The organism is Sulfuricaulis limicola (genome assembly GCF_002355735.1).
GTDB lineage: Bacteria > Pseudomonadota > Gammaproteobacteria > Acidiferrobacterales > Sulfurifustaceae > Sulfuricaulis > Sulfuricaulis limicola.
On record NZ_AP014879.1, the window covers coordinates 1,148,063 to 1,173,478 of the forward strand.

Below are 25,416 nucleotides of genomic sequence, written 5' to 3' on the forward strand. Positions count from 1 at the left end.
TGGAACCGAAACGGGCGAGGAATGCCGGGATAAAAGCCGGGGGCTACCCGACAGGCGGCGAACCATGCCGAAACCCGGGGTCCGGCCCGGATCAGGGCATCCGGCGCAAAAATAGGTGATAATGCACGCCCGATTCAGGCTTTTACCGTGGTTTTATGCCAATCAGCCCCATAACCGAGATTATCGACGAGATTAGACGCGGCCGCATGGTCGTCCTGATGGACGACGAGGACCGCGAGAACGAGGGTGACCTGGTGATGGCCGGCGCGCATGCGCGTGCCGAGGACATCAACTTCATGGCGCGTTATGGACGCGGCCTGATCTGTCTCACTCTGACCCCGGAACGGTGTCGTCAGCTGCGGTTACCGCTCATGGTGAGCGACACGCAGCACCGGCAATCGACCAATTTCACCGTCACCATCGAAGCCACGGAAGGCGTGACCACCGGCATCTCCGCCGCCGATCGCGCCCGCACCATCCAGGCCGCGGTAAAACCGGATGCCATACCGAGTGACCTGGTGCAACCCGGCCATGTGTTTCCGCTGATGGCGCAGCGTGGCGGCGTGCTGGCGCGCGCCGGACACACCGAAGCCGGCTGCGACCTGGCGCGTCTCGCCGGGCTCGAGCCCGCGAGCGTCATCTGCGAGATCATGAACGAAGACGGCACCATGGCGCGCCTGCCGGAGTTGAAGGAGTTCGCCGCGCAGCATGGACTGAAGATCGGCACCATCGCCGATCTCATCCGCTACCGCACCGAGCATGAGTCCACCATTCAGCGTGTCGGCGAGTGCGTGATGCCGACGGAATTCGGCGACTTCCGCGTGCTGGCCTATCACGATGACATCAGCGATTCGGTGCACCTGGCACTGGTCCGGGGCGATATCCGCGGCGACCGGCCGACGCTGGTGCGCGTGCACATGCAGGAGAGCCTGCTCGACCTCGTCACCACGGCGCATCGCGCCGGGACCTGGTCGTTGCACGAGGCGCTCGCGCACGTGGCGGGGGAAGGCGCTGGCGTGATGGTGATCCTGCAACAACAGGAGAAGCCCGTGGATCTGGTGCAGCGCATCCGGCATTTTCAGGGGCAAGGCAAGGCATTAGAATCGGCGGGAGGCAAGCGTGGTCACCAGGAAATGCGCACCTACGGTCTGGGTAGCCAGATCCTGGCCGATCTCGGCGTGAGCAAAATGCGCGTGCTGGGCCATGCCATGAAGGCGCCTGGCCTGTCCGGTTTCGGGCTGGAGATCGTGGAATACATTGAAAACGACCCAGCGCAACTCTCAGGTACTCTTCGCAAACACAACAAAGAGAAAAAGGTATCCGGATGAATGACGTAAAAAGCATTGACGGCGATCTGATCGCGCGCAGCGCACGTTTTGGAATTGCTCTCGGACGTTTCAACAGTTTTATCGGCGAGCGTTTGCTGGAAGGCGCGATTGACACGCTGGTGCGCCACGGTGCCGAAGCTGTTAACATAGAAGTCGTTCGCGTACCGGGCGCTTTCGAAATGCCGCTGGCCCTGAAAACCATGGCGGCCAGCGGAAAATACGATGCACTGATCGCGCTCGGCGCGGTGATTCGCGGCGCGACGCCGCATTTTGAATACGTCGCCGGCGAATGCGCCAAAGGTATTTCGCAAGTCGGCATGCAATTCGACCTGCCGGTCGCTTTTGGCGTGCTGACGGTGGATACGATCGAGCAGGCCATCGAGCGCGCCGGCACCAAGAGCGGCAACAAGGGCGTGGACGCCGCGCTCACCGCCATCGAGATGGTGAACCTGCTCAAGAAACTGCGCGTCTGACGGAGGGTTTATGGTCAAGGGCAGTCGTCACAAGGCACGCCGCGCCGCCGTGCAGGCCCTGTATCAGTGGCAGCTCACCGAGCAAGCGCCGCGCGAAATCGAGGCGCATTTCATCCTCGATCACGAGATGAATGACGTCGACCTCGACTATTTCCATCACCTGGTGCGCGAGATTCCGCTGCACCTGCACGAACTGGACGATCACATTTCCCCGCATCTGGACCGCAAGCTGAATGACGTCGACCCGGTCGAGCTGGCGTGCCTGCGCATCGGCACCTACGAATTCGAGTTTCACCCCGAGATCCCCTACAAGGTCATCCTGAACGAAGCCGTGGAGCTGGCCAAGACTTTCGGCGCCGAGCACGGCCACAAGTACGTCAACGCCATTCTCGACAAGGTCGCCACGGGTCTGCGTTCGCGCGAAATCAAGGCCGAGCGTTCCACGGCCTGACGAGGAATCTGATACGGTTTCCCTCTCCCCTTTGGGGGAGAGGGTCAGGGAGAGGGGGCATCACATTATATCCCTGCTTATTGATACCGCATGCCAATCGTGAGTCTGCCACCCTCTCCCCTTACCCTCTCCCTCAACAGGGAGAGGGGGAGTCGGTAATAAATCCTATATGACGGAGTTCGAACTGATTCGCACCTTCTTCGCGCGCCAGGATGTCGCGCGCGCCGATGTCGTTGCCGGCATCGGCGACGATGCTGCGCTGTTGCAGCCACCCGCCGGCCAGCAACTGGCGGTGACCTCCGACCTGCTGGTCTCCGGCGTGCATTTCCTTCCCGATGCCGATCCGTTTTCCCTCGGCCACAAGGCGCTGGCCGTGAATCTCAGCGATCTCGCCGCCATGGGCGCGGAGCCGGCCTGGTTCATGCTGAACCTCGCACTGCCCAAGGCCGATGCCAACTGGCTTCAGCCGTTTTGCAACGGGATGTTCGAGCTGGCGCGTGAACACCATGTGCAGCTCGTGGGTGGCGACACCTCGCGCGGGCCACTGACCATTGCCATCGAGGCGCATGGTTTCGTGCCGCCGGGACAGGCGTTGCGACGCTCGGGGGCGAAGGCGGGTGACCGCATCTATGTCACCGGGACGCTGGGCGACGCCGCGCTGGCGCTGCGCCATCGACTTGGCGGTATTCGTTTGCCGGAACACGACCTGGCGGCGGTTGCCGGCCGGATGGACCGTCCCGTGCCGCGTGTGCGCGAGGGCATGACGCTGCGGAGCATTGCGCACAGCGCCATCGATATTTCCGACGGGCTGCTGGCGGACTTGGGCCATATCCTGGAAATGAGCCGGGTCGGCGCGCGGATTAGCCTGGATAAAATACCCGTATCGCCGGTTTGCCGGTCGCATATCGGTGAAACCGGCTGGGACATGGTGCTGGCGAACGGCGATGATTACGAACTGTGCTTTACCGTGCCGGAACAGCATGCCGCGGCACTGGAAAAGCTGCGACCTGCCTGCGGATTTCACCCCATCGGCGTCATCGAGGCGGAACCGGGCCTGCGCATCGTGGATGAATCCGGCAAGCCCTATCAGCCGCGCCAGAGCGGCCATGACCATTTTGCAAACAATTAAAAAGGGAACACATGAAAATCGGCACACCACTGAGCCCCGGCGCCACGCGCGTCATGCTGCTGGGGGCGGGAGAGCTGGGGAAAGAAGTCATCATTGCCCTGCAACGGTTTGGCGTCGAGGTCATCGCCGTGGATCGCTATCCCGATGCGCCGGGACACCAGGTGGCGCACCGCGCGCATGTGATCAACATGGCCGACGCCGCCGCCCTGCGCGCGTTGGTGGAAAAGGAGCGGCCGCACATCATCGTGCCCGAGATCGAGGCCATCGCCACGGACATGCTGGCCGAGATCGAACGCGACAAGCTGGCCGAGGTGATCCCCGTGGCGCGGGCGACGCAGCTCACCATGAACCGCGAGGGCATCCGGCGGCTCGCGGCCGAGACCCTGGAATTGCCGACCTCGCGCTACGCCTTTGCCGCCAGCGAGACGGAGCTCAAGGAGGCCATTGACGGCGGCATCGGCTATCCCTGCATCATCAAGCCGGTGATGTCGTCTTCGGGCAAGGGGCAATCCACGGTGAACACGCCGGAAGACGTTGCCAAGGCCTGGGAATACGCCATGAGCGGGGCGCGCGTGAACCAGACGCGGGTGATCGTCGAGGAGACCATCAAGTTCGATTATGAAATCACGCAACTCACGGTGCGTGCCATCGGCGATTCCGGCAAGGTCGAGACATTTTTCTGCGATCCCATCGGTCACGTGCAGGTCAAGGGCGATTATGTCGAGTCCTGGCAGCCACAGGCGATGAGCCCGAAGGCGCTTGCGCGATCACGCGAGATCGCGCAGAAAGTCACGGACAATCTCGGCGGCCGCGGCATTTTCGGCGTGGAGCTGTTCGTCAAGGGCGATCATGTCTGGTTCAGCGAGGTCAGTCCGCGCCCGCACGACACCGGCATGGTGACCATGATCAGCCAGATTCAAAACGAGTTTGAATTGCACGCTCGCGCCATTCTGGGTCTGCCGGTGTCGGTCGCCATGCGCGCGCCCGGCGCGAGCGCGGTGATTTACGGTGGCATGGAAGCCAAGGGCATCGCCTTCGAAGGCGTGGACGAGGCACTGCGTGTTCCCCAGTCGGATATCCGGTTATTTGGCAAGCCTGAGGCGTTCACACGCCGGCGCATGGGCGTGGCGCTCGCAAACGGTGCCGACACGAACGAGGCCCGCGCCCGCGCCAAGCTCGTGGCTTCGAAGGTCAGACCGGTAAAAGCATGAAAACTGAGATAGACAGGATTTACAGGATTAACAGGATTGAAAAATATATTTCGAATTTCTTTTTCCTTAATCCTGTTAATCCTGTCCATTAATTCTTTATGGAAACCTGTCCGCTGTGTCATCCCACGAATGAAACCGTCCTGTGGCAGGATGAGCGTTGTCGCGTGATCCTGGTCGATGACGCCGATTATCCCGGCTTCTGCCGCGTGATCTGGAGCGGGCATGTGAAGGAGATGACCGATCTCACGGAGCCGGAGCAGGTGCGGCTGATGGCCGTGGTTTTCTCGGTGGAAAAGGTCCTGAAGGAAGTACTGCGACCTGACAAAATAAATCTGGCTTCATTGGGGAACCAGGTGCCGCATCTGCACTGGCACGTCATTCCACGCTTTGCCGATGATGCGCACTTTCCTGATCCGGTGTGGGCCGCACGCAGGCGCAACGTCCGTGCCGCGTCCGTGGACCGTTCGAGGTTGATCGAACAGCTCAAGCGTTGCCTGGGCGACAGTCTTGGTTGAGACGGACAGCGCCATGGGACGGAAAATGTTCGTCGCGTTTGTGTCATGGATGATGTTCGCCTTCGCTTTCCTGTATTCCATCATCGTGACGGTGGCCTGGTGGAAAGGCGAGTTGGCAGCCGGCCCTTGGGAATGGCTGTGGATCGGCCTGCTGCCGGTATGGGTGTTCGTGTATTTCCGCTATTATTCGATTTTCCGCCCGGGCTGTCGTGCCTGTCTCCCGCCGGAGGACAAACCAACCGGGCAGCGCCTGGGACCGAGGGCACCATGAATACACCGCTGACAGCAGATAGCAAGCCACAAGCCGATCTTCAGCGCCTGAAAAACGTCAGCATTGCGGTGTACGCTCTGCAGGCTGCCACCTTTGTGCTTCCCATCACCTATTTCGTGGCCATCATCATCAGCTACATCAAGCGCGATGACGCGCAGGGCACCTGGCTCGAGTCGCATTTCCGCTGGCAGATACGCACCTTCTGGTTCACGCTGCTGTGGATCGTGCTGGGCGGCCTGACATTCGTCATCGTCATCGGCTGGTTCATTCTCTGCGCCAATGCCCTGTGGTTCATCTACCGCATCGCCAAGGGCTGGCTGAACCTGATCGATGACAAGCCGATGCCGGTCTGAGGCCGTTTCCGGCCCGCGTCATTGATTTCTCCCCGCATCTCCCCGGCAATATTGATGTGAATATTCTCGCCCTGGATACCTCCACCGAAGCCTGTTCCGTCGCAATCTTGACGGACGGCGCCGTGGCGGAACGTTTCGAATACGGCAACCAGCACTCCGAACGCCTCCTCGCCATGGTGGACGGGTTGCTGGCAGAAACCGGCCTTGCTCTGACGCAGTTCGATGCGATCGCCTTCGGCCGTGGCCCGGGATCGTTCACGGGCCTGCGTATCGGCGCGGGCGTGGCCCAGGGCCTTGCCTTCGGCGTGGACATCCCGGTAACGCCAATCTCGTCGCTGGCGGCGCTGGCGCAGGGCGTGGACGCGCCACGGGTGCTGGCGGCCTTCGATGCGCGCATGAATCAGGTATACAGCGCCGCCTATGCGAGAAACCCGCAGGGCATTGTCGAGCTGGTCGGCGCTGAAAGCGTGGCGGTGCCGTCCGAAGTGCCATTACCCGGAGGCAATGGATGGATCGGCGCCGGCAACGGCTGGGATCAGTATCATGCCGTTTTGCTGGAACATCTGAAGGAGCATGTCAGTAACTGGCACGAGCAGGCTTACCCGCATGCACGCGACGTAGGCCGGCTGGGAGCCGCGACGGTTCAGGCAGGCAAGGCCATATCCGCGGAACTGGCGCTGCCGGTGTATGTGCGTGACGACATAGCGGTGAAGCAGGTCAAACCCTGAGCGCGTTCTCTAGGTTTTTACACGCTTGATCAGCCCCGTGCCATACAGGATCGAGATGGCGATTTCCTCGATGGACATCGAGCTGGTGTCGAGGATGGGGATATGCGCTTGCCGCAGCAGGGCCTCGGCGGCGCGGATTTCGCCTTGGCAGTTTTCCAGCGAGGCATAACGGCTCTCCGGTTTGCGTTCGTGGCGGATTTTTGCCAGCCGTTCCGGCTGGATCGTCAGGCCATGCAGCTTGGCGCGCTGCGGCTGCAGCGGTTTCGGCAGTGCCAGTTCGTTGAAATCATCGGGCGTCAGCGGGTAATTGGCGGCGCAAATGCCGTACTGCATCGCCAGGTATAGACAGGTGGGCGTTTTGCCGGTGCGCGACACGCCGACCAGGATCACGTCGGCCCGGTCGTAGTTGGCGGTATGCATGCCGTCGTCATGCGACAGCGTGTAGTTCAACGCGTCCATGCGCTTCTGGTAGACCAGTTCATCGCCAATGCCGTGACTGAGGCCGAGGGCATGGGTGGATTCCTGCCCCAGCTCCGTCTCGAGACGCCGGATGAAGTCCGCGAACAGGTCGATGATCAGGGCCCTGTCGGACGCCAGCGCCGCGCGCACCTCCTCGTTGATCAGGGTGCTGAATACAATCGGCGGCCGATCCTCCTTCTGCGCGGTGTCATGGATCTTCGCGAGCACCGATTTCGCCTTGTCCACGGAATCCACGAAGGGAAAGGTACGCTTGAGGAACTCGATGCCGGGGAACTGCGTCAGCAGCGTTTTGCCCAGCAGCTCGGCGGTGATGCCGGTGCGGTCAGAGACGAAAAACACGGTACGCTGGGATTTGGCGGTCGTCATGCCTGTGCGATTGTAGTCTTGTTGCGGCGGTCAGACGACCCGGTTCCGCGGTGCGCCGCGGACGAAGGCCTCGATGTTGTCGATCAGCTGATCCGCCATGATCTGCATGGCGTTGCGGCTGGCCCAGGCGACATGCGGCGTCAGGATGAAGTTGGGCAGACGCAGGTCCAGCAGCGGATTGCCGGCGCGCGGCGGTTCCGTGGTCAGCACATCGAATCCCGCTCCGCCGATCACGCCTTGCTGGAGCGCCTCGACCAGCGCCGCTTCATCCACCAGGCCGCCGCGGGCGGTGTTAATGAGCAGGGCGTGACGGCGCATTTTCCGGAACTCCGGTGCCCCGATCAGGTTCTGCGTGGCGGGCGTGAGCGGGCAGTGCAGGGTGATCACGTCACTCTCCGCCAGGACCGTTTCGAAGGACGTATAACCGGGCCGGGTTAGCGCGGCGCCTTTGTGTTCGGAGATGAGCACGCGCATGCCGAAGGCCGCGCCCAGTTTTGCCGTGGCCTGGCCCAGTGCCCCGTTGCCTATCACGCCCAGCGTGCCGCCGTGCAAATCCAGGATGGGGCGGGTGAACAGGCAGAACTGCTCGGCCTTCTGCCACAGCCCGCCGGCCACGTCCTCGCGATAACCGACCAGATTGCGTCGCAACGCCAGCACCATGGCGAAAACATGCTCCGGCACGGTGTGCATGGCGTAATTCCGGATATTGGAAACGACGATGCCATGCGCGCGACAATAATCGAGGTCAACATTATTGGTTCCCGTCGCGCACACGGCGATCATCTTGAGATCCTTGAGCAGCGCGAGACTGGCGGCCATGAGCGGGACCTTGTTGCTGATGGCGATGCTCGCGTTGTTCAGGCGCTCGCTGACCTGCGACACCGAGGTGGCGGGATAATCCCGCCACTCGTGCGCAAAACCGGGCCGGCGTACGTCGGCCTGGATGCTGTCGCGGTCGAGAAAGACGATGCGTTCCACGGGCTCGGCGGTTAAACGTTGCGGTTATTCGGACGAGGCCGGGGTTGATTCGGACACGGTTTCAGCGGCCGGTCGCACCCGCGCGACCTCGATCGCAGTGCCGCGGGTGCGCAGGATTTCCACCAGGTAGCCGTGGATCATCAGGCTGGTGCCGGGTGCCGGGATGTCTTCCAGGTATTCCACGATCAGTCCGTTCAGGGTACGGGAATCGTCGGTGGGCAGTTTCCAGTCGAGCTGCCGGTTCAGGTCGCGCAGGCTGACGGTGCCGCGGATGAGATAGCTGCCGTCGCTCTGAGGAGTTACATCTTCGATCCGGCCCATGGTGTGGGCGGTGAAATCGCCGACGATCTCTTCGAGGATCTCGTCCAGCGTGACCAGCCCCTGGATATCGCCGTATTCGTCTACCACGAAACCGATGCGGCGTTTCACCTGCCGGAAGTTGAGCAGTTGCGTCGTGAGCGTCGTGCCGGCGGGAATGAAGTAGGGCTCGACGATGGCCTGTTCCAGCGATTCCTTGTCGAGCTTGCCCTCGCGCATCAGGTTCAGCACCCGGCGCACATGGATCATGCCGCTGACGTTGTCGAGGCTGCCGCGGTAGACCGGCAGCCGGGTGTAGCGACTGCCGGTGAGCTGGGTCACGATTTCATCCCATTCCGTGTCGAGGTTGACGCCCTCGATTTTCCCGCGCGGCACCATGACGTCATCGACGCTGATCTTTTCCAGGTCGAGAATCGCCAGCAACATGTCCTGATGGCTTTCCGGAATCAGCACACCGGCCTCCATGATGATGGCGCGCAGCTCCTCCGGGCTCACCTGGTCGGCCGGTTTGGCCTGGATCCGCACTCCCACGAGACGCAACAGGCCGTTGGCCATGCCGTTGACCACCCACACCACCGGGTAGATGAGCCACAGCATCGGCCGCAACACGAAGGCGCTGGGCAAGGCGATACGCTCCGGATGCAGCGCGGCGAGCGTTTTCGGCGCCAAATCGGTGAGTATCAGGATCACCAGGGCGATGATGACGGTGGCAATGCCGACCGCGCCTTCATCCTCGCCCCAGAACCGGATGACGGTGACCGTGGTGAGCGCCGAGAACAGGGCATTGACCGTGTTGCTGCCGAGCAGAATCACGCCGATCAGACGGTCGGGGCGAGCCAGCAATCGTTCGGCGATGCGCGCGCCACGGCGGCCGGAGCCCGCGAGATGACGCAAGCGGTGGCGGTTGAGGCTCACCATCGCGATCTCGGCAGCCGAGAAAAAGGCGGAGAGGAATACCAGGAAGGCCAGCGCGCCGATCAGAACGCCGGTGGAGATGTCAGCCAAGGACTGTATGCCTCGTCAACATGCGGAAAAACGATACTAGCATCATTGTCATGTCTTCCCTAATTCAACGCCAGATAAAGGAATTTTCGATTATTTTAACGGTGTTATCCTGCGCGCGATATTGGGCGGACAATCCATGCCGGCATGCGTATATGTATTTACGCGGGTGTCTGGGGCGTGGCGCGTGCTCCATCGGAATCCAGCTCGGCGCGCGCAAGGCGTTGCGTGATTTCCTTCAGCGCCACATCCTCCGAGGCAAAGATGTTGTCCCGGCCGATCCTGTCGATCAATCCGGTTCGCTGCATGACGTCGATCACGTTGCCCTTGATGCTGCAGAAGACCAGCTCGATTTTGTTCTGGCTCAGCCGGTCCAGAAGATTTCTCAGCATTTCCACGCCCGAGGCGTCGAGTCCGTTGATTCCGCTGCCCACCACCAGAATGTATTTCAGGTCCGGATCGTTGCTGACAAGATACAGCGTGGACTCCTCGAAATAGTTTACGTTGGCGAAGTAAAGCTGGCCGTCGAAGCGGATCGCCGTCACCTGGGGGTGCAGTTTCGGCAGATTGAACCGCTCGGCGTTCCGCAGCATTCCGTCCTTGTCGAGACCCAGCAACACGATGCGCGGCTTCATGGTGCGGAAAAGAAACAGCGCCAGGGACAGGAGGATGCCGGTGAGAATGCCGTTCTGGATGTTCGGGGCGAACACCAGGGTGGCGATGAAAGTGATGATCGCGGCAATGCCGTCCTGTTTGCCGGCGACCCATGACTCCTTGATGGTCTTGAAGCTGATGAGGCCGATAACCGCCATCATGATGATGGCTGCCAGTACCGGTTTGGGCAGGTGGTGCAGCAATGGCGTGAAGAACAGCAGCGTCAGCAACACGGCGATCGCCGAGAATATCGAGGACATCCCGGTCCTGGCTCCGGCGGCGAGATTGAGTGCCGAACGCGAAAACGAACCGCTCACCGGCATGGCGTGGCTGAATGCCGCCGCGACTTTCGCCAGACCCTGGCCGATCAATTCCTGGTTTTCGTCCCATTGAGTGCGGGTCTTGATGGCGATGATTTTGGAGCTCGACATGGCTTCCATGAAACTGATGAGCGCAATCACGAACGCCGTCGGGAGCATGTGCATGCTCGCTTTCCAGTCCACCGGCGGTATGCTGATGCCGGGGAGACCCTGGGGAATGGCGCCGACGATGCGGCCACCGAGCTCCTCGAAGCCGATGGCGTAACTGATGTAGGTGGTCAGTGCCACCGTGATAAGCACGCCCGGGAGTCTGGGCGCGAATTTCTTCATCAGCGCCATCAGCGCGAGCGAGCCGAGGCCGAAGAACAGCGATTCGACGTGCATGGCGTCGAGGTTTTCAATGACATGCAGGATGTCGGTCATGAAATGCTGGCTGTTTTTCAGCGGCAGGCCGACCATGGCGGGGAGCTGCGCCAGACCAATGATGATGGCGGCGGCGTTGATGAAACCGCGCAACACCGGGTAGGACAGAAAATTGAGCAGCACGCCCATGCGCGCCACCCCCATGCCGATCTGGACCAGGCCGGACAGCAGCGCCATCAGGATGACATAGGCATAAAACTGTTGTGTTCCGTAGGTGGCGAGCGGCATGATGCTTGCCGCGGTAAGCAGCGATGTCATGGCTACCGGCCCGGTGGACAACAGCATCGACGAACCGAAAAGCACGCCGATGATCACCGGTATGAGTGCCGCGTACAGCCCGTAATAGGCCGGCACACCGGACAATTGCGCGTAGGCCAGGGATTGCGGTATGGCGACGAGCGCCACCGTCAGACCTGCGATCAGGTCGTCCTTCAGCGTATGCCGGTTGACCTGCGGCCACCAGTGCAGGAACGGAAAAAGACGCTGCCAAATGGAGTTTTGATTCTGAGCGGCAAGCTGGTTCATGGCGGGTATTGGTTAGCAGATTCGTTTTTAAAAGATGGTCTTATATGGCTCGCCGGCGCGGAAAATCCGAGTCGATGCACCAGACAACCCGTCGGCGGGGGAACGGCGTTGATTGGCCGTGCACCGCGCAGTCCGAGACGCAATTATTTCGACGGTGTCACCTGACAGACGATATTGAGCGGGCAATCGACCTCATGGTTGTTGCCGAGTTTCTTCCAGACGTGATCCAGCGCCTGTTCTTCCGTGCGGAAAAAGCGTTCGGCGCCGAGACTTTGATAAAGACCGGTGCGCTGGAACACGTCCATCACCTGTTTTTTCAGGCCGGCGAACAGAATCTCGATACCGGCCGCATGCAGCCGCTCGCCCAGGTGCGAGAGCATCTCCTCGCCCGTGGCGTCGACCTGGTTGATGCCGTCGGCCAGCACGATCACGTATTTGAGTTCCGGTCTGGTGGCGACGCGCTCCTGGATCTTGTCCTCGAAATAGCTGGTATTGGCGAAGTAGAGCGAACCGTCGAAGCGGATCATGGTGATGTTCTTGCAGGTGTCGAGGCCGAACATCTCGGCGTCGCGCAGGGTGCCATCAGGGTGCCGCGCCAGCACCGCCACGCGCGGCTGCATGGTGCGGTACAGATAAAGAATCAGGGCGAGGCCGGCGCCGATCAGGATGCCCTTGTCGAGATGCGGGGCGAATGCCAGCGTCAGCACGAACGAAACAATGGCGACGATGCCGTCCTGGCGCTGCGCCTTCCAGGCATGCTGGACGGCCTTGACGTTGATCAGGCCGACCACGGCCATCATGATTACCGCCGCCAGGGTCGCCTGCGGCAGGTGATACAGCAGCGGCGTCAGCCACAGCAGGGTGATGATGACGATGGCGCTGGTTACCACGGACGAAAATCCGGTCACGGCGCCGGCATTGATGTTGACCGCGGAGCGCGAGAACGAGCCGGAAGTGGGGTAACTCAGCGAAAGACTGCCGGCGATGTTGGCCAGCCCCTGACCGATCAGCTCCTGGTTGGCGTCGAGTTTCTGGCGGGTCTTGGTGGCCATGGCCTTGGCGATCGAGATCGCTTCCATGAAGCCGAGCAGCGAGATGGTGATTCCCGCGGAGAGCAGCTGCAACATAACGCCGACGTCAAACTTCGGCAGTGCCAGGGACGGCAGACCCTTGGGAACGGTGGCGACCACGTTGCCGCCGCCGTTCATGACGAGTTGCTCGCCGTCCACGCTGCGTATGCGCCACAGGCGCCCATCGCTTTCGGCGCCTTCCGGCACGTGGCCACGCAGGTAGAACGTGCCTGTGGCGCCATCGGGCTGCGGGACATGGTCGAAACGGGTTTTCTTGATTTCCTCGACGTCGGCTTTGACGGTCTTGATGCGGCGTTCGCGTTTCAGTTTGAGGGTGTCAAACATGTGCTGGGCGAGCAGGGTTCGCGAGTCGTCGGTGCCATACTTTTTATGTGCCTCCTGGTAGGTTTTTTCCGCATCGGCAATCGCCTTGTCGAGTTCCGGAATTTCGCGCTTGAGGGTGATCTCATCGCGCACCACCTCTTGCACGGACTTGTTCCCGATCTGGCTGAGCGTCACCGTCTCCAGGTGCTCGAAGTGGATCAGCCAGGAAAGGGCTGTGGTGATGGCCACGGCGATGAGCACGTTGGGAATGCGCGGATTGAGGCGCCGCAGCAGGATCATGATGGCGAAGGCGCCCGCGGCAATGAAGAACGTGGGCCAGTGTATCTGCGTGGGGACAGCGGCAATGGTGTTCCACACGGTTTCGTAATGGTGCTCGGCCTTGTCGGCGCGCACGCCGAAGATCTTGTCGAGTTGCGAGGTGGCGATGATGATCGCCGCAGCGTTGGTGAAACCGATGATCACCGGGTGCGACAGGAAGTTGACCACCACGCCAAGCCGCAACAGCCCGAGACTCATCTGAAACAGGCCGACGATCAGGGACAGGGTGATGGCATAAGCCACGTACCCCGGGCTGCCGCTGGCTGCGATGGGTTCCAGCGCCGCGGCCGTGAGCAGCGAGACCACCGCCACCGGTCCGGTGGCGAGTTGACGCGAGGAGCCGAACAACGCGGCGACCATGGGCGGGAGAAATGCAGCATACAGTCCATAATAAGCCGGCATCCCGGCAAGTTGCGCATAGGCCATGGATTGCGGGACCAGCACCAGCGCCACGGTGATTCCGGCAATCAGGTCGGCACGCAGCACCTGGCTGTTGCGGATCTCGCCGATCCAGGCCAGGAACGGCAGGAATCGTTGCAAGCTGGGTGGGGACCACAATTTATGGATCATGCCAATTCTTTCACCGGTACGCGGTCCGTCGACATGATGGCAGGCGGTGGTGCTGGCTCATCTGGCCCTGATGCCTACTTGACGACGAGCACGGCGCACCGGGTTTCGTCGATGACGCGCTCCGATGTATTGCCCAGCAGAACCCGCTCCAGGCCCGTGCGCCCACGACTGCCCAGGATGATCAAATCTGCGTTTTTTTCGTTTGCTGTCTTGACGATCATTTCGTCTGGCCGGCCGTGCGGAACCATTCCTTCCACCTTGACTCCTTCCTGCTTCAGGAAGGAAAGGAGCCGGTTCACGATCTGGTGTGCTTCGCGACGCCGCTCCTCGCTGTGTTCCGGCCGGGTGACCGAGACCACGGTGACCGGCGTGTCGTACAGTTTTGCGAGCCGCGCCGCCGTGTGCGCGGCGTTGTCGCCGAAGCGTGAACCGTCGGAGGCGACGACGAAGTGCCGCCCGGTGATGTTCGCAAGACGCGGGACAACGAGCACGTTGCATCGCGCGTGACCGATGACGCGCACGGTCGACGGGCCGACCATCAGCCGCGCCAGTCCGTGGCGTCCTCGCCGGCCCATGATAATGAGATCGGCCTGCATTTTTTCCGCCTGACCGACGATTTCCTGGTAAACCTGGTTGCCCTGGGTAGCCACGCTCTCATAGGCCACGCCGGCGGACGATGCCAGCAGGTGCACGTCGTCGAGGCAGGCGCGGGCGGAATTCAGCTCTTTGGTGATCAGCTGTTCACCCATGGCATAAAGTTCGGCATCGCCGCCGGCGACCACGCTGACCGCGCGCACGCGGGCACCGCACTTGCTCGCCATGCGCAAGGCTTCGCGCACGGCGCCGGCGCTGTACTCCGAGCCGTCGGAGGCAAGCAGGAATCGCTCGAAACGGCCGACTGGCGACAGTTGCGGGCTGGCCGGGGCCGCCACCGTGTCCGGCGCGAACGCCACGTCGGCTGAAGTGGTCAGCGCCGCCTCACGGCGTGAGGCGCTGATGCCGCTCCACAGCGACGCGAACACGATCGCCGCGCCGGCCGCCAGCGCGCCAATCAGCACCACGAAACTGATGTTGCGCAGGGCGCCGGGCAGATGGGGCGCCAGCGGTTCGATGAGCTCCAGTTCGGAAAGATAGACAGGGATGGCGATCGCGCGCGAAACCAGCACCAGTATCATGATCACGCCCATGACCATCTTGATCATGTGCGGCTTGACGTAGGTGGTTCCGATCGCGCCGAGCTGGATGCCGAACAGAGACCCGGCAAGGATGATCATGGCGAGGCGGATATCCACCAGCCCGCTCCAGGAAAACTTCAGCGTGCCGCCCACGCCCATGACGAAAGCAGTCACCAGTTCGGTGGCGGAGGCCATGAGCGAGGGCGCCCCGAGCACGTAGTGCATGGCCGGGACACCTATAAAGCCGCCTACGGCGATGGTTGCCGCGAGCATGCCGGTGGCGAATCCAAGCGGGATGGTAAACAGGACCGAGACGCGGGCATTGAGGCTCTTGAAGTAAACCATCGTGCCGGGAACATGGATCGACTGGACCCAGCGGGCGAGACGCGCAACCTTCTCCGGTTCGTCGCTGGTGTCGCGGCGCATTTTTATTGCGTCCCACAGCACGTAACTGCCTATGACGCCAAGAGAGACAACGAAGGCGAGGCTGACATACAGGTTCGAACCGGCATCACCGAAGCTTTCATGAATCATTTGCTGGATATGTGCTCCGTAGAGCACCCCGGCCTCGGCCGAAACGCCGATCACGAGCCCGAGCTTCACGTCCACCTGACCGTACTTGGCGCGCTTGATGGCGCCGACAAGGGCCTTGGGGAACTTGTGGCACATGTTGGAGGCCACCGCGACGATGCCGGGCACGCCCATGCTCATCATGGCCGGCGTGAGCACGAAGGCGCCGCCGGATCCGATGAAACCGCTGACCAGGCCGCCGATGAAGCCGACGACCAGAAGATAGGTTACGTCGAGCGCGTTGAGGGGAATGAAATTGGTTGCCGTTGCCAGATCCACGCTGCTGCCTTATTTCTTGGCCTTGATGCCAAGGGTGTCCCAAAAATGGGAGGTAAAGGATCCGTGGAAATAGGAGAACACGAAGGCGAGCACGACAGGAGCGATGAAGTACCAGCCGCCCTGCGAGGTGAAGGCGAGGATGGGGTCCTCGAAAAAGTACAGCAGAAAATATAACGCCAGCGATATGAATCCGTAGATGGCGACGCGCGTTATCATCTTGCCGCCGCTGTGCGAAGTCGGATCAGTCATGTCAGCCCCTTGTTTCGTGCGGCAAGTTATCCTTTGATTATTATCATCCGGTTAACCGTGCTGCATCAGCCACGCTTAAGCAGTATTTCCAGCACCAACTTGCTACCGAAGTATGCCAGCATAAGCAGAAAAAATCCGACGCGGGTCGCGTGCATGGCCAGGCATTCGCGCCATCCCCTGTACCAATGTCCGACCAGCATCGTCACCTAAACGATCCATGGCGGAAAGCCCGCCGACGCGATTATATATGATGTTTACGCCGTGCTGGTAAGACGGCGGAAACCGCAGGCTCAACGGTTCAGGCTGACTTCCGGCGCGAGCGTGCTGCCGAAGTGGGCGCGCAGGAGCAGTGCAGCCGCCCAGGACCCGGAGGATGGCGGGGCGTCCGCGCCGACGCGAGGCGCCGGCATCATATCGATGCGCTGCTTCGTTCATCCGGGCATAAAACAGGTCGCCCTGCTTCGCCCGTTTGGTCATAATATTGCTGCAAGATGGCGCCGCTTGTCCCGCCTTTGAAGCTGGTGGTTGTCGCCGGCTGGCCGTTGCCGGGCATGCCCATTCTGGTCAACAAGTGAACAAGGAGCCGGCCATGCGTCACAAGATCCTGCTTCCCGTCGACGGTTCGGAAGGCTCGGCGCGCGCCGCCCGCCATGTCGCCGGCATCGCCGCCATGGCGAAGGACCTGGAAGTGCATCTGGTCAACGTGCAGCCGCTGGGCGACGACTGGATGGTGCGGCGCACGATCAAGCCCGAGGAACTCGTGAAGATGGAACGGGAGTGGAGCGAGTCGGCCCTGGCTCCGGCGCGCACGATCCTCAAGGCGGCCAGGATCGCCTGTGTCGATCATGTCGCGCAAGGTGAAATCGCCCCGACCATCGCGCGCCTGGCCGAGGAACTCGGTTGCAATCAGATCGTGATGGGCACGCGCGGCCATTCCGCGCTGGGCGATCTGTTGCTCGGTTCGGTGGCGGTGAAGGTCCTGCACCTCACGAAGATACCGGTGACGCTCGTCAAATAAAAGACAAGAAAAGCCTCGACCATGAAAGCATGCTGGTACCGGGCTGTCCCTGGATTGCTGGTCGCCGTTCCGGCGCACGCCGCCGGGTTGCCGGCGGTATCCGGCATCCCGGTGGACTTCATCCTGTTCGCGCTGACCCTGCTGGGCGTGGCGCTGTTTCACCACCATACCCTCAAGGTCGCGCTCACCGGTTTGGCGGTGATCTCGCTTTATAAAATCGGCTTCACCGGCTTCAATGAAGGGGCAGGTGTGACCGGGTGGCTCGCGCATCTGCAGCACGAATGGGTGGTGCTCACCAACCTGCTCGGTCTGCTGGTCGGTTTCGCGCTGCTGGCACGCCACTTCGAGGACAGCGGCGTGCCGCACGTCCTGCCGCGCTTCCTGCCGGATGACTGGAAGGGCGCCTTCGTGCTGCTGGTGATGGTGTTCGTGCTGTCGTCGTTCCTGGACAACATTGCCGCGGCGTTGATCGGCGGCACCGTGGCCGCCACCGTGTTCAGGCGCCGCGTGCACATTGGCTACCTCGCCGCCATCGTGGCCGCGTCCAACGCCGGCGGCTCGGGCAGCGTGGTGGGCGACACCACCACGACCATGATGTGGATCGACGGGGTGGCGCCACTGGACGTCACCCACGCCTATGTGGCGGCCGTGGTTGCCTTGATGGTGTTCGGGCTGATTGCGGCGCGTCAGCAGCAGGCCTGGCAGCCGATCCAGAAAGACGCCAGCGCCGGCAAGCACGTGGACTGGGTACGGCTGGGCATTGTTACCTGGATTTTGGCGGCGGCGATCGTCACCAACGTCACGGTCAACACCCGCTTTCCGGAAATCTCCGATTCCTTCCCGTTTCTGGGTGCGGCGGTGTGGGTGGCCATCGTTCTGGCCGCGCCATTGCGCAAAGCCGAGTGGAGCCTGTTGCCGGACGCGCTCAAGGGCAGCATTTTCCTGTTGTCGCTCGTGATGTGCGCGTCCATGATGCCGGTGGAGAAACTGCCGCCGGCGTCCTGGCAGACCAGCTTCGGCCTCGGTTTCATTTCGGCGGTATTCGACAATATCCCGCTGACGGCGCTGGCGCTGACCCAGGGCGGATATGACTGGGGCGTGCTGGCTTATGCCGTCGGATTCGGCGGCTCCATGGTCTGGTTCGGTTCGTCGGCCGGGGTGGCGTTATCCAGCCTGTTCCCGGAGGCCAAATCGGTCGGGGCCTGGCTCAAGGGCGGTTGGCACGTGGCGCTGGCTTACGTGATCGGATTCTTCTTCATGCTGGCAGTGGTGGGCTGGCATCCGCACACGCCACACAAGGCGGAGACGGCGGCACCGGTCGCGGTACAGCCGGCGCACTGAGCCGGTTGGCGGGCACGTTCGCTTCGGGGCGCGGCAGCCGTCAGGAAATTTTGGCGACCAGCACCGCGGTCGAGGTGGCGTCGATCACGCGTTCAGAGACGCTGCCCAGCATGACGCGATCGAGCCCGGTGCGGCCGTGGCTGCCGATCACGATCAGGTCGGCCTTTTTCGCCATCGTGGTTTCGACGATGACCTCGTCGGGACGGCCGTGGTACACCACCGCCTCCGCGTCGAGTTCGTGGCTTCTGAGGAACGCGGCGGCGCGATTGGCCGCGACACGGGCTTCTTCGTGGCGCCGGTCCGACTGGCTCGGGAGCGTCACCGACAGTGCCGACACCGGTGCCGCGAATATCTTGGCGAGACTGCCGGCCATGGCCGTTGCGGCATCGGCATAGACGGAACCGTCCGTGGCGAGCACCAGGCGCTGTCCGGTGATCTCGGCGTTGCGCGGCACGATCAGCACGGCGCAGTGCGCATGGCCGATCACCTTGGCAGTCGCCTGACCGAGACGCACACGCGCCAGCCCGCGTCGTCCGCGCCGGCCCATGACGATGAGATCCGCCTTCATCTGGTCAGCCTGATTGACGATCTCCTGATACAGACGCAGGCTCGTGTATATGACTTCGGTGTCGCAAGTGACGCCGGCGGCTATCGCCTCGCGTTCGACATCGTTGAGATGCGCGCGTGCCCGCGCCAGCAGCGCTTCCGGAATCTCCTCGGTACCCGCCGTCAGCTCGTTATCGGTGCGGGGGATCATGTGGATCACCCGCACCCGGGCGCCGCTCTTTTTGGCGATGCGCAGGGCCTCGTGGATGGCGCCGGCGGTGTACTCGGAATCATCGCTCGCCACGAGCAGACGTTCGACGCGCGGCAGGGCGCCGAACTCCGGGGCCGCGGGCGCCGCGGCGCCCGGCAATATCGGGCGAACCTGCGCGCATTCGCCAAAAATGCGTTTGTCGCAGCGCGCACAGATCGCGTGGTCGAGGCGCTGAAAGATATTGGCAATGGCGCTGGCTTTGCCGGGGAAGATGTTGTAGGCGCCGATCAGGTCCCGGAAACCGCCGCGTCGCAGCGTCTCGCAGGCTTCGGGCTTGACCTTGGCGAGGTACAGGTCGCCGCCCTGTGCGCGACGCCGGCGCGCCTCGGCCGCCAGCAGTTCGGCGCCTGCGAGATCGATGAAGTTCACGCCGGTGCCGACCACCAGCAGGTGCTTTTGCGCGGGATTGGCCTCAGCGAAGCTGTGCAGGCGTTCGCCGACATGGTCGACGGCGCCGAAGTAGATCGAGCCATCGATGCGGATGACCTTGAGCTGCGGGCATTCCGGCAGCTTCTTGTCGATGACGAAATTACGCTGCTGGGTGTTCGGATCCGGCACAATGTCGGCGACTCTCGGCTGCGCGGTGCGCATCAGGTAGATGATCAGCGACAGCATCACGCCGACGTAGATCGCGAATTCGAGCTCGACGAACAGGGTGGCGAAGAACGTGGTCGCCAGCACCGCGGTTTCGCGCTTGCTGGTCGATATGATGGTCTTGATGTGGTGGAAGTCGATCAGCCGGTAAGCCACCACCAGCAGCACGGCCGCCATGGCGGCGATCGGCAGGTGCGCGGCCAGCGGCGCCACCAGCAGCACGATCAGCGCCAGCGATACCGCCGCGAACACCGCCGACAGCGGGGTGACCGCGCCGGCGGTGTAGTTCAGGCCGCTGCGGGTGAACGAGCCGGATGAGGCATAGCTCGAGAAGAAACTGCCGACGGCGTTGGCCAGACCCTGACCGATGAACTCCTGGTTGCCATTGATGCGCTGGCCGGATTTCGACGCCACCGAACGCGCGATCGACACCGCCTCCACCAGGCCGAGCATGGCCACGGCCAGCGCGGCGCTGCCGAGCTGTTTGACCGCCGCCAGGTGCAGGTCCGGCATGCTGAGCGGCGGCAGATCGGACGGCAGCTTGCCGACCAGCCTGATGCCCTCGCTCTCGCCGCCGGCAAAGGCCGCGGCCAGGCTGCCGAGCACCATGCCGATCAGCATCACCGGCCAGCGCGGCTTGAGCTTCATGAGCACGATGAGGATGACCAGGGTCAGGGTGGCAATGCCGGCCACGTACGGGTTGGTTTCGGGCAACTGCGCGATCAGGTCACGCCAGGTGTGGATGAACGACTCCCCCGAGGGGATGTGCATGCCGAAATAGTGCTTGAGCTGGCTGGTGGCGATCAGCACCGCGGCGCCGGCGGTGAAACCGACGACTACCGAGTGCGAGATAAAGTTGACCAGCGCGCCCATGCGCGCCAGACCGAGCGCCAGTTGGTAGACGCCGGCCAGGAAGGTGAGTGTCAGCGCCAGCTGGACAAACTGGGCGCTGCCGGGCTCGGCGAACTTCGAGACCGCCGCAAACACCACGATCGAGATCGCGGTCGTGGGGCCGGAGATCAGGTGACGCGAGGAACCGAACAGGCCGGCGACGATCGCCGGCACCATGGCCGTGTACAGTCCGTAGACCGGCGGCAGCCCCGCGATCATGGCGAAGGCCACGCCCTGCGGCAGGACCACCACGGCACCGGTCAGGCCGGCCATGAAATCGGCCTTGACGGTCGCGCGCGTGACCATCGGCCACCAGCGCAGAAACGGGAAGATCTTGGTCCAGAAGGTGTTGCAGTATGGCGTGGTCGTCACAGTCTGCTGCATGAAAGGCCCGGTGGAAGCGGACTGATCGCAAGCGGCGCGGATCAGCGTCTTTCAGAATTTGCGAAACGCCGCGATTTTAACGGGTTCCCGCAGACGCCGCCAGTGTTCAGCCGCGATGCAGCAGCACTTCCAGCACGAACTTGCTGCCGAAGTAGGCCAGCAGCAGCAGCGCGAAGCCGCCCAGGGTCCAGTGGATGGCCGGGCGTCCGCGCCAGCCGAGGCGCCAGCGACCGACAAGCAGGATGGCGTACACGATCCAGGCGAGCACCGCCAGCACCATATGATGCGTGAACCTGAGCGGTTGGCCGGAAGTCGTTTCGGAAAAGAACACGCCGCTGATCAGCGTGAAGGTAAGCAGAATGAAACCCAGGCCGATCATCTGGAACATCACGCCTTCCATGGTCTGCATCGGCGGCAGGGCGCGGATGAATCCGCCCGGGTGCTTGCCGTGCAGATGCCGCTCCTGCATCAGCAGCATCAGGCTCTGCACCGCGGCCAGGCACAGCAGGCTGTAGGCCAGGACCGAGATGATGATGTGCGCCGCCGACACGCTCGAAGTGAGCGTCAGGGACATGTGGCCGGGCCACAGCCATTCGACCAGCAGCGTGAGGCCGGCGATGGGCAGGATGAGGATGCCCAGATTGTCCACCGGACGAATGAGCGAGGTAGCGAGATATAATATGGCCACGACCCAGGCGATGAGCGAGAAAGCGGGTGTCAGGGCCAGATTGATCCCGGCCGCTGTCCACAGGCTGGAATAGAGCAGCGCGGCGTGCAGCACCACCGCGCCGAGACCGAGACTGAAAATGCCGATTTTGGCGCCGCCGGTGACGACCTGCCCGCGCAGCAGGCGCTGACCCAGGAGTCCGCCGGCGATGAAGTACAGCGCCAGGGCGAGGAAATTCATGACGGGATTGGTCATAATTATTTAATGATGCTCTGCTGCATTCAGCTGGTCATAAAACAGGTCGCCCTGCTTCGCTCGTCCGACCATATAATACGGGCGCATGATGGCACAGGTTGTCCTGCCTTTGAAGAGCGATTCACAGCGTGAATGAATATCTTTTGCCGCGGTTCGGGAATCTTATTTAAACAGCCATGTTCGACAATTTAAGCCAGAGATTACAGGTCACCCTCAAGCGCCTGCGCGGGCAGGGGCGGCTCACCGAGGAAAACACACGCGAGGCCCTGCGCGAGGTGCGCATGGCGCTGCTCGAAGCCGACGTGGCGCTGCCGGTGGTCAAGGACTTCATCGAGCACGTGCGCGTCAAGGCCGCCGGCCAGGAGGTGCTCGCGAGCCTGACGCCGGGACAGGCGCTGATCAAGGTCGTGCACGACGAGCTGGTCGCTCTCATGGGCGCGGCCAATGAAAAACTCAACTTGGCGACCCGCCCGCCCGCCGTGATCCTGGTGGCGGGCTTGCAGGGCTCCGGCAAGACCACGACCGTGGCCAAGCTGGCGCGCTTCCTGCGCGAGCGCGACAACAAATCCGTCATGGTGGTGAGCGCGGACGTCTATCGCCCGGCAGCCATCGAACAGTTGCACAAACTGGCCGCTGCGGTGGGCGCGGAATTTTTCCCCAGCCATCCCGACCAGAAGCCGGTGGACATCGCGCGCCACGCCGTCGAGGAGGCGCGCAAGCGCATGATGGACGTGCTGATCGTCGACAGCGCCGGCCGCCTGCACGTGGACGAGCCGATGATGCAGGAGATCCGCGCCGTGCACGCGGCAATTGAACCGGTCGAGACGCTATTCGTGGTGGACAGCATGACCGGCCAGGATGCGGTGAACACGGCCAGGGCCTTCAACGAGGCGCTGCCTCTCACCGGCGTGATCCTGACCAAGACCGACGGCGATGCGCGCGGCGGCGCGGCGCTCTCGATCCGGCAGGTGACCGGCAAGCCGATCAAGTTCATGGGCGTGGGCGAGAAGCCCGCCGCGCTGGAGCCGTTTTATCCGGATCGCGTGGCCGCGCGCATCCTCGGCATGGGCGACGTGCTGGGGCTGGTGGAACAGGCGAGCCAGGCCGCTGACAGGGAAAAGGCGCAGGAATTCGCCCAGAAGCTCGCCAAAGGCAAGGGCTTCGATCTCGAGGATTTCCGGGATCAGATGTTACAGATGGAAAAAATGGGCGGCTTGGCCAGCCTCATGGAAAAACTGCCGGGTGTTGGCGAGGTCAGCGAAGCGGCCAAGTCACAATTGGGTGACCGGCAGGTGAAGCGGCTGGTGGCCATCATCAATTCCATGACGCCGGCGGAACGCAGCCACCCGGACACGATCCGCGGTTCGCGCAAGCGGCGCATCGCCGCCGGTTCGGGCACGCAGGTGCAGGATGTCAATCGCCTGCTGAAGCAATTCGATCAGATGCAGAAGGTGATGAAGCGCATGGGCAAGGGCGGATTGCAACGGATGTTGCGCGATGTCAAGGGGCGCTTGCCGGGCTTGCCCGGTTGAATATTTTTTTCATATTCCTGTAATCACCGGTTATTCGCGGGATTGACGCTGTTAACAAATGCAGGCTCAGGGCGTATAGTTCCCCCACCTATTCAGAGAACAGACGGAAGACGGGATCATGACAACGGAGCACCACAGAGAGACGTCACCACAGGAAAACAGGGCCAAGGAGCGTCGCGCCGGAAGCCAGGAGCTGGTGCAGAAACTGGTGGCCGAACGCACCGAGATGCTGTCCCTGTACTGTCAGCTGGCGGGGCTGGAGACGTACGGAAACGGCAAGAATTCGCGCGCCAAGCACTCGCAGGAATTGCTCCAGAAGTTCTGCCAGGTGCTGGTCGATTACATCGCCGCCGGGCATTTCAGCCTGTATGAACGCGTCGTCAACGGCACCGAACGCCGCCAGCAGATTTCCGATCTGGCCGAGAAACTCTATCCCCGCATCGCCAAATCCACCGAAGTGGCGCTGGACTTCAACGACAAATACGATTGCAGTGACAACTGCGAAATCTCCGCGTCACTCAGCGACGATCTTTCCCGCTTGGGCGAGGAACTCGCCGCCCGCATCGAGCTCGAAGACAAGCTCATCCGGCATCTGCACTGAGAGTTTTTTACAAAATGATATGGACAGGATTAACAGGATTAAAAAAAGACAAAACGGAATTTTTCATATTTCAGAATCCTGTTAATCCTGTAAATCCTGTCCAATTCTTGTTTTTCATTTAACCTCCCGTTCGGGACATAAATCTGACAATCTTCTGCGGCTGTTCGCGGAACTCGTGCCGCTCCGGTTTGCGCGCGATGGCGGCGCGGATCGTGTCCTTCAAATCCCCGTCGCCGATGCCTGCCCGCAGCAACGGCCGCAATTCAACCTTGTCGTCCTGACCGAGACATAAATACAGCGCGCCATCGGCGGACAGGCGCACGCGATTGCAGGTTTCGCAGAAGTGACGCGAGATCGGAGTGATGAAGCCGATGCGCAGATTGGTCCCGGCGATGCCCACGTAACGCGCCGGCCCGCCGCCGTACATGGACGTACCAGTGTCGCGGGAGGCAGGACGCCGGGAGCGACCGCCCGGCATGACCGCCGGAACCAGCTCGAAGCGTTCTTCCAGACGGCGGCGCACCACTTCCAGGTCGAGATAGTGACTGCTGGCCGTACGCCCGGTGTCGCCCATGGGCATGGTCTCGATCAGGCGCAACGTGAAGTCGTGCTCGATGCAGTAGCGCACCATGTCCTCGACTTCGTCGTCGTTGACGCCATTCATCACCACCATGTTGATCTTGACCGGATGCAGTCCGGCCGCGCTGGCGGCGGCAAGGCCGTCGAGGACCTTGTCGAGCTTGCCGCCGCCGGTGATGGCGGCGAAGCGCGCGGGCTGCAATGAATCGAGACTGACGTTGATGCGTTTTACGCCAGCCTGCCACAGCGCCTGGGCCTGTTTTTTCAGCTGCACGCCATTGGTGCTGAGCGACAGGTCTTCGAGACGGGGCAGTGCATTCAGGCGCGCGGCCAGCTCCGGGAGTTTGTGGCGCGTCAGCGGCTCTCCGCCGGTAAGGCGCACGCGGTAAACACCGAGTTCGGTGAAGGCGCGTATCACACGCTCGATTTCATCGAAGGTGAGCCAATGCTCGGGTTCGATGAAATCGTGATGGCCCGGCGGCAGGCAATAGGTGCAACGCAGATCGCAGCGGTCGGTGACCGACACGCGAACGTATTCGATTCTGCGGTTGAACGGGTCGACCAGTCCGGGTTCCATGCGCGACACTATAAGAGTACCGCGTCGTGCGGTACACCCCTGAAACTGTATGTGATTAG

Annotated in this window: 24 protein-coding genes; 13 read left to right on the plus strand and 11 right to left on the minus strand. The window is 62.2% G+C overall.

Annotated elements, in window-relative coordinates:
- The first annotated feature begins 155 nt into the window (after positions 1-155).
- From ribBA to tsaB, 9 genes are all read left to right on the plus strand, one after another.
- Entirely contained in the window at positions 156-1,328 is a 1,173-nt protein-coding gene (ribBA, locus tag SCL_RS05615) for a bifunctional 3,4-dihydroxy-2-butanone-4-phosphate synthase/GTP cyclohydrolase II (protein ID WP_096360309.1), read from the plus strand.
- Positions 1,325-1,801 (plus strand): 6,7-dimethyl-8-ribityllumazine synthase, encoded by a 477-nt coding sequence (gene ribH, locus SCL_RS05620; protein ID WP_096360310.1) that lies wholly within the window; start codon positions 1,325-1,327, stop codon positions 1,799-1,801. Before ribBA ends, ribH begins: the two co-directional genes overlap by 4 nt.
- A 10-nt stretch (positions 1,802-1,811) precedes the next feature.
- Entirely contained in the window at positions 1,812-2,252 is a 441-nt protein-coding gene (gene nusB / locus SCL_RS05625; RefSeq protein WP_096360311.1) for a transcription antitermination factor NusB, read from the plus strand.
- A gap of 169 nt (positions 2,253-2,421) precedes the next feature.
- A complete protein-coding gene (gene thiL, locus SCL_RS05630; protein ID WP_096360312.1) occupies positions 2,422-3,381 on the plus strand; it encodes a thiamine-phosphate kinase in 960 nt (319 codons plus the stop codon).
- Positions 3,382-3,392: 11 nt separating this feature from the next.
- Entirely contained in the window at positions 3,393-4,592 is a 1,200-nt protein-coding gene (purT, locus tag SCL_RS05635) for a formate-dependent phosphoribosylglycinamide formyltransferase (RefSeq protein ID WP_096360313.1), read from the plus strand.
- 98 nt (positions 4,593-4,690) lie between these two features.
- A complete protein-coding gene (locus tag SCL_RS05640) occupies positions 4,691-5,107 on the plus strand; it encodes an HIT family protein (RefSeq protein ID WP_096360314.1) in 417 nt (138 codons plus the stop codon).
- Positions 5,108-5,120: 13 nt separating this feature from the next.
- Positions 5,121-5,378, plus strand: coding sequence for a hypothetical protein (locus SCL_RS05645; RefSeq protein WP_096360315.1), 258 nt, complete (start codon positions 5,121-5,123; stop codon positions 5,376-5,378).
- Positions 5,375-5,731 (plus strand): DUF4870 family protein, encoded by a 357-nt coding sequence (locus SCL_RS05650; RefSeq protein WP_096360316.1) that lies wholly within the window; start codon positions 5,375-5,377, stop codon positions 5,729-5,731. Before SCL_RS05645 ends, SCL_RS05650 begins: the two co-directional genes overlap by 4 nt.
- Before the next feature lie 56 nt (positions 5,732-5,787).
- Positions 5,788-6,459: a tRNA (adenosine(37)-N6)-threonylcarbamoyltransferase complex dimerization subunit type 1 TsaB gene (gene tsaB, locus SCL_RS05655; protein ID WP_096360317.1), complete on the plus strand. Its 672-nt coding sequence runs from the start codon at positions 5,788-5,790 to the stop codon at positions 6,457-6,459.
- A 9-nt stretch (positions 6,460-6,468) separates the two neighbouring features.
- On the opposite strand, the gene ppsR is transcribed toward tsaB, so the two are convergent.
- The 8 genes from ppsR to SCL_RS14525 form a co-directional block, all read right to left on the minus strand.
- Positions 6,469-7,305 (minus strand): posphoenolpyruvate synthetase regulatory kinase/phosphorylase PpsR, encoded by an 837-nt coding sequence (gene ppsR, locus SCL_RS05660; RefSeq protein WP_096360318.1) that lies wholly within the window; start codon positions 7,303-7,305, stop codon positions 6,469-6,471.
- A gap of 30 nt (positions 7,306-7,335) precedes the next feature.
- Entirely contained in the window at positions 7,336-8,283 is a 948-nt protein-coding gene (locus tag SCL_RS05665) for a D-2-hydroxyacid dehydrogenase (protein WP_096360319.1), read from the minus strand.
- 24 nt (positions 8,284-8,307) lie between these two features.
- Entirely contained in the window at positions 8,308-9,606 is a 1,299-nt protein-coding gene (locus SCL_RS05670; protein ID WP_096360320.1) for an HlyC/CorC family transporter, read from the minus strand.
- 158 nt (positions 9,607-9,764) lie between these two features.
- Positions 9,765-11,525 carry a SulP family inorganic anion transporter gene (locus SCL_RS05675; RefSeq protein WP_096360321.1) on the minus strand — a complete coding sequence of 587 codons (1,761 nt, stop codon included), beginning with the start codon at positions 11,523-11,525 and terminating at the stop codon, positions 9,765-9,767.
- A 143-nt stretch (positions 11,526-11,668) separates the two neighbouring features.
- On the minus strand, positions 11,669-13,828 hold the full coding sequence (locus tag SCL_RS05680) for a SulP family inorganic anion transporter (RefSeq protein WP_096360322.1): 2,160 nt from the start codon (positions 13,826-13,828) through the stop codon (positions 11,669-11,671).
- 74 nt (positions 13,829-13,902) lie between these two features.
- A complete protein-coding gene (locus SCL_RS05685; RefSeq protein WP_172425939.1) occupies positions 13,903-15,852 on the minus strand; it encodes a TSUP family transporter in 1,950 nt (649 codons plus the stop codon).
- Positions 15,853-15,861: 9 nt separating this feature from the next.
- Positions 15,862-16,101 (minus strand): hypothetical protein, encoded by a 240-nt coding sequence (locus tag SCL_RS05690; RefSeq protein WP_096360323.1) that lies wholly within the window; start codon positions 16,099-16,101, stop codon positions 15,862-15,864.
- 290 nt (positions 16,102-16,391) lie between these two features.
- The gene (locus tag SCL_RS14525; protein WP_269458335.1) at positions 16,392-16,514 is read right to left on the minus strand and encodes a hypothetical protein; all 123 of its coding nucleotides are present in this window, start codon (positions 16,512-16,514) and stop codon (positions 16,392-16,394) included.
- Positions 16,515-16,690: 176 nt separating this feature from the next.
- Here SCL_RS14525 and SCL_RS05695 point away from each other — a divergent pair, with 176 nt between their 5' ends.
- Positions 16,691-17,119 carry a universal stress protein gene (locus SCL_RS05695; protein WP_148665002.1) on the plus strand — a complete coding sequence of 143 codons (429 nt, stop codon included), beginning with the start codon at positions 16,691-16,693 and terminating at the stop codon, positions 17,117-17,119.
- A gap of 21 nt (positions 17,120-17,140) precedes the next feature.
- Positions 17,141-18,460 (plus strand): citrate transporter, encoded by a 1,320-nt coding sequence (locus SCL_RS05700; RefSeq protein WP_096360325.1) that lies wholly within the window; start codon positions 17,141-17,143, stop codon positions 18,458-18,460.
- A gap of 40 nt (positions 18,461-18,500) precedes the next feature.
- Here SCL_RS05700 and sulP read toward each other — a convergent pair whose 3' ends face one another.
- Together sulP and SCL_RS05710 are read right to left on the minus strand one after the other, a co-directional pair.
- Positions 18,501-21,146: a sulfate permease gene (gene sulP / locus SCL_RS05705; RefSeq protein WP_096360326.1), complete on the minus strand. Its 2,646-nt coding sequence runs from the start codon at positions 21,144-21,146 to the stop codon at positions 18,501-18,503.
- A gap of 106 nt (positions 21,147-21,252) precedes the next feature.
- Positions 21,253-22,068: a cytochrome C assembly family protein gene (locus tag SCL_RS05710; protein WP_096360327.1), complete on the minus strand. Its 816-nt coding sequence runs from the start codon at positions 22,066-22,068 to the stop codon at positions 21,253-21,255.
- A 176-nt stretch (positions 22,069-22,244) separates the two neighbouring features.
- On the opposite strand from SCL_RS05710, the gene ffh reads away from it, so the two are divergent.
- A complete protein-coding gene (ffh, locus tag SCL_RS05715) occupies positions 22,245-23,600 on the plus strand; it encodes a signal recognition particle protein (RefSeq protein WP_096360328.1) in 1,356 nt (451 codons plus the stop codon).
- Between the two features lie 118 nt (positions 23,601-23,718).
- Entirely contained in the window at positions 23,719-24,201 is a 483-nt protein-coding gene (rsd, locus tag SCL_RS05720; protein ID WP_096360329.1) for a sigma D regulator, read from the plus strand.
- A 118-nt stretch (positions 24,202-24,319) separates the two neighbouring features.
- On the opposite strand, the gene moaA is transcribed toward rsd, so the two are convergent.
- Positions 24,320-25,357, minus strand: a complete 1,038-nt coding sequence (gene moaA / locus SCL_RS05725) for a GTP 3',8-cyclase MoaA (protein WP_096360330.1) — start codon at positions 25,355-25,357, stop codon at positions 24,320-24,322.
- Positions 25,358-25,416 lie beyond the last annotated feature (59 nt).

Excerpts from the sequence above, each read along its gene's own strand:
- ribBA (WP_096360309.1), top strand. The coding sequence starts at position 156 with ATGCCAATCAGCCCCATAACCGAGATTATCGACGAGATTAGACGCGGC.
- ribH (WP_096360310.1), top strand. The coding sequence starts at position 1,325 with ATGAATGACGTAAAAAGCATTGACGGCGATCTGATCGCGCGCAGCGCA.
- nusB (WP_096360311.1), top strand. The coding sequence starts at position 1,812 with ATGGTCAAGGGCAGTCGTCACAAGGCACGCCGCGCCGCCGTGCAGGCC.
- thiL (WP_096360312.1), top strand. The coding sequence starts at position 2,422 with ATGACGGAGTTCGAACTGATTCGCACCTTCTTCGCGCGCCAGGATGTC.
- purT (WP_096360313.1), top strand. The coding sequence starts at position 3,393 with ATGAAAATCGGCACACCACTGAGCCCCGGCGCCACGCGCGTCATGCTG.
- SCL_RS05640 (WP_096360314.1), top strand. The coding sequence starts at position 4,691 with ATGGAAACCTGTCCGCTGTGTCATCCCACGAATGAAACCGTCCTGTGG.
- SCL_RS05645 (WP_096360315.1), top strand. The coding sequence starts at position 5,121 with ATGGGACGGAAAATGTTCGTCGCGTTTGTGTCATGGATGATGTTCGCC.
- SCL_RS05650 (WP_096360316.1), top strand. The coding sequence starts at position 5,375 with ATGAATACACCGCTGACAGCAGATAGCAAGCCACAAGCCGATCTTCAG.
- ppsR (WP_096360318.1), bottom strand. The coding sequence starts at position 7,305 with ATGACGACCGCCAAATCCCAGCGTACCGTGTTTTTCGTCTCTGACCGC.
- SCL_RS05675 (WP_096360321.1), bottom strand. The coding sequence starts at position 11,525 with ATGAACCAGCTTGCCGCTCAGAATCAAAACTCCATTTGGCAGCGTCTT.
- SCL_RS05680 (WP_096360322.1), bottom strand. The coding sequence starts at position 13,828 with ATGATCCATAAATTGTGGTCCCCACCCAGCTTGCAACGATTCCTGCCG.
- SCL_RS05690 (WP_096360323.1), bottom strand. The coding sequence starts at position 16,101 with ATGACTGATCCGACTTCGCACAGCGGCGGCAAGATGATAACGCGCGTC.
- SCL_RS14525 (WP_269458335.1), bottom strand. The coding sequence starts at position 16,514 with ATGATGCCGGCGCCTCGCGTCGGCGCGGACGCCCCGCCATCCTCCGGG.
- SCL_RS05695 (WP_148665002.1), top strand. The coding sequence starts at position 16,691 with ATGCGTCACAAGATCCTGCTTCCCGTCGACGGTTCGGAAGGCTCGGCG.
- SCL_RS05700 (WP_096360325.1), top strand. The coding sequence starts at position 17,141 with ATGAAAGCATGCTGGTACCGGGCTGTCCCTGGATTGCTGGTCGCCGTT.
- sulP (WP_096360326.1), bottom strand. The coding sequence starts at position 21,146 with ATGCAGCAGACTGTGACGACCACGCCATACTGCAACACCTTCTGGACC.
- SCL_RS05710 (WP_096360327.1), bottom strand. The coding sequence starts at position 22,068 with ATGACCAATCCCGTCATGAATTTCCTCGCCCTGGCGCTGTACTTCATC.
- ffh (WP_096360328.1), top strand. The coding sequence starts at position 22,245 with ATGTTCGACAATTTAAGCCAGAGATTACAGGTCACCCTCAAGCGCCTG.
- rsd (WP_096360329.1), top strand. The coding sequence starts at position 23,719 with ATGACAACGGAGCACCACAGAGAGACGTCACCACAGGAAAACAGGGCC.
- moaA (WP_096360330.1), bottom strand. The coding sequence starts at position 25,357 with ATGGAACCCGGACTGGTCGACCCGTTCAACCGCAGAATCGAATACGTT.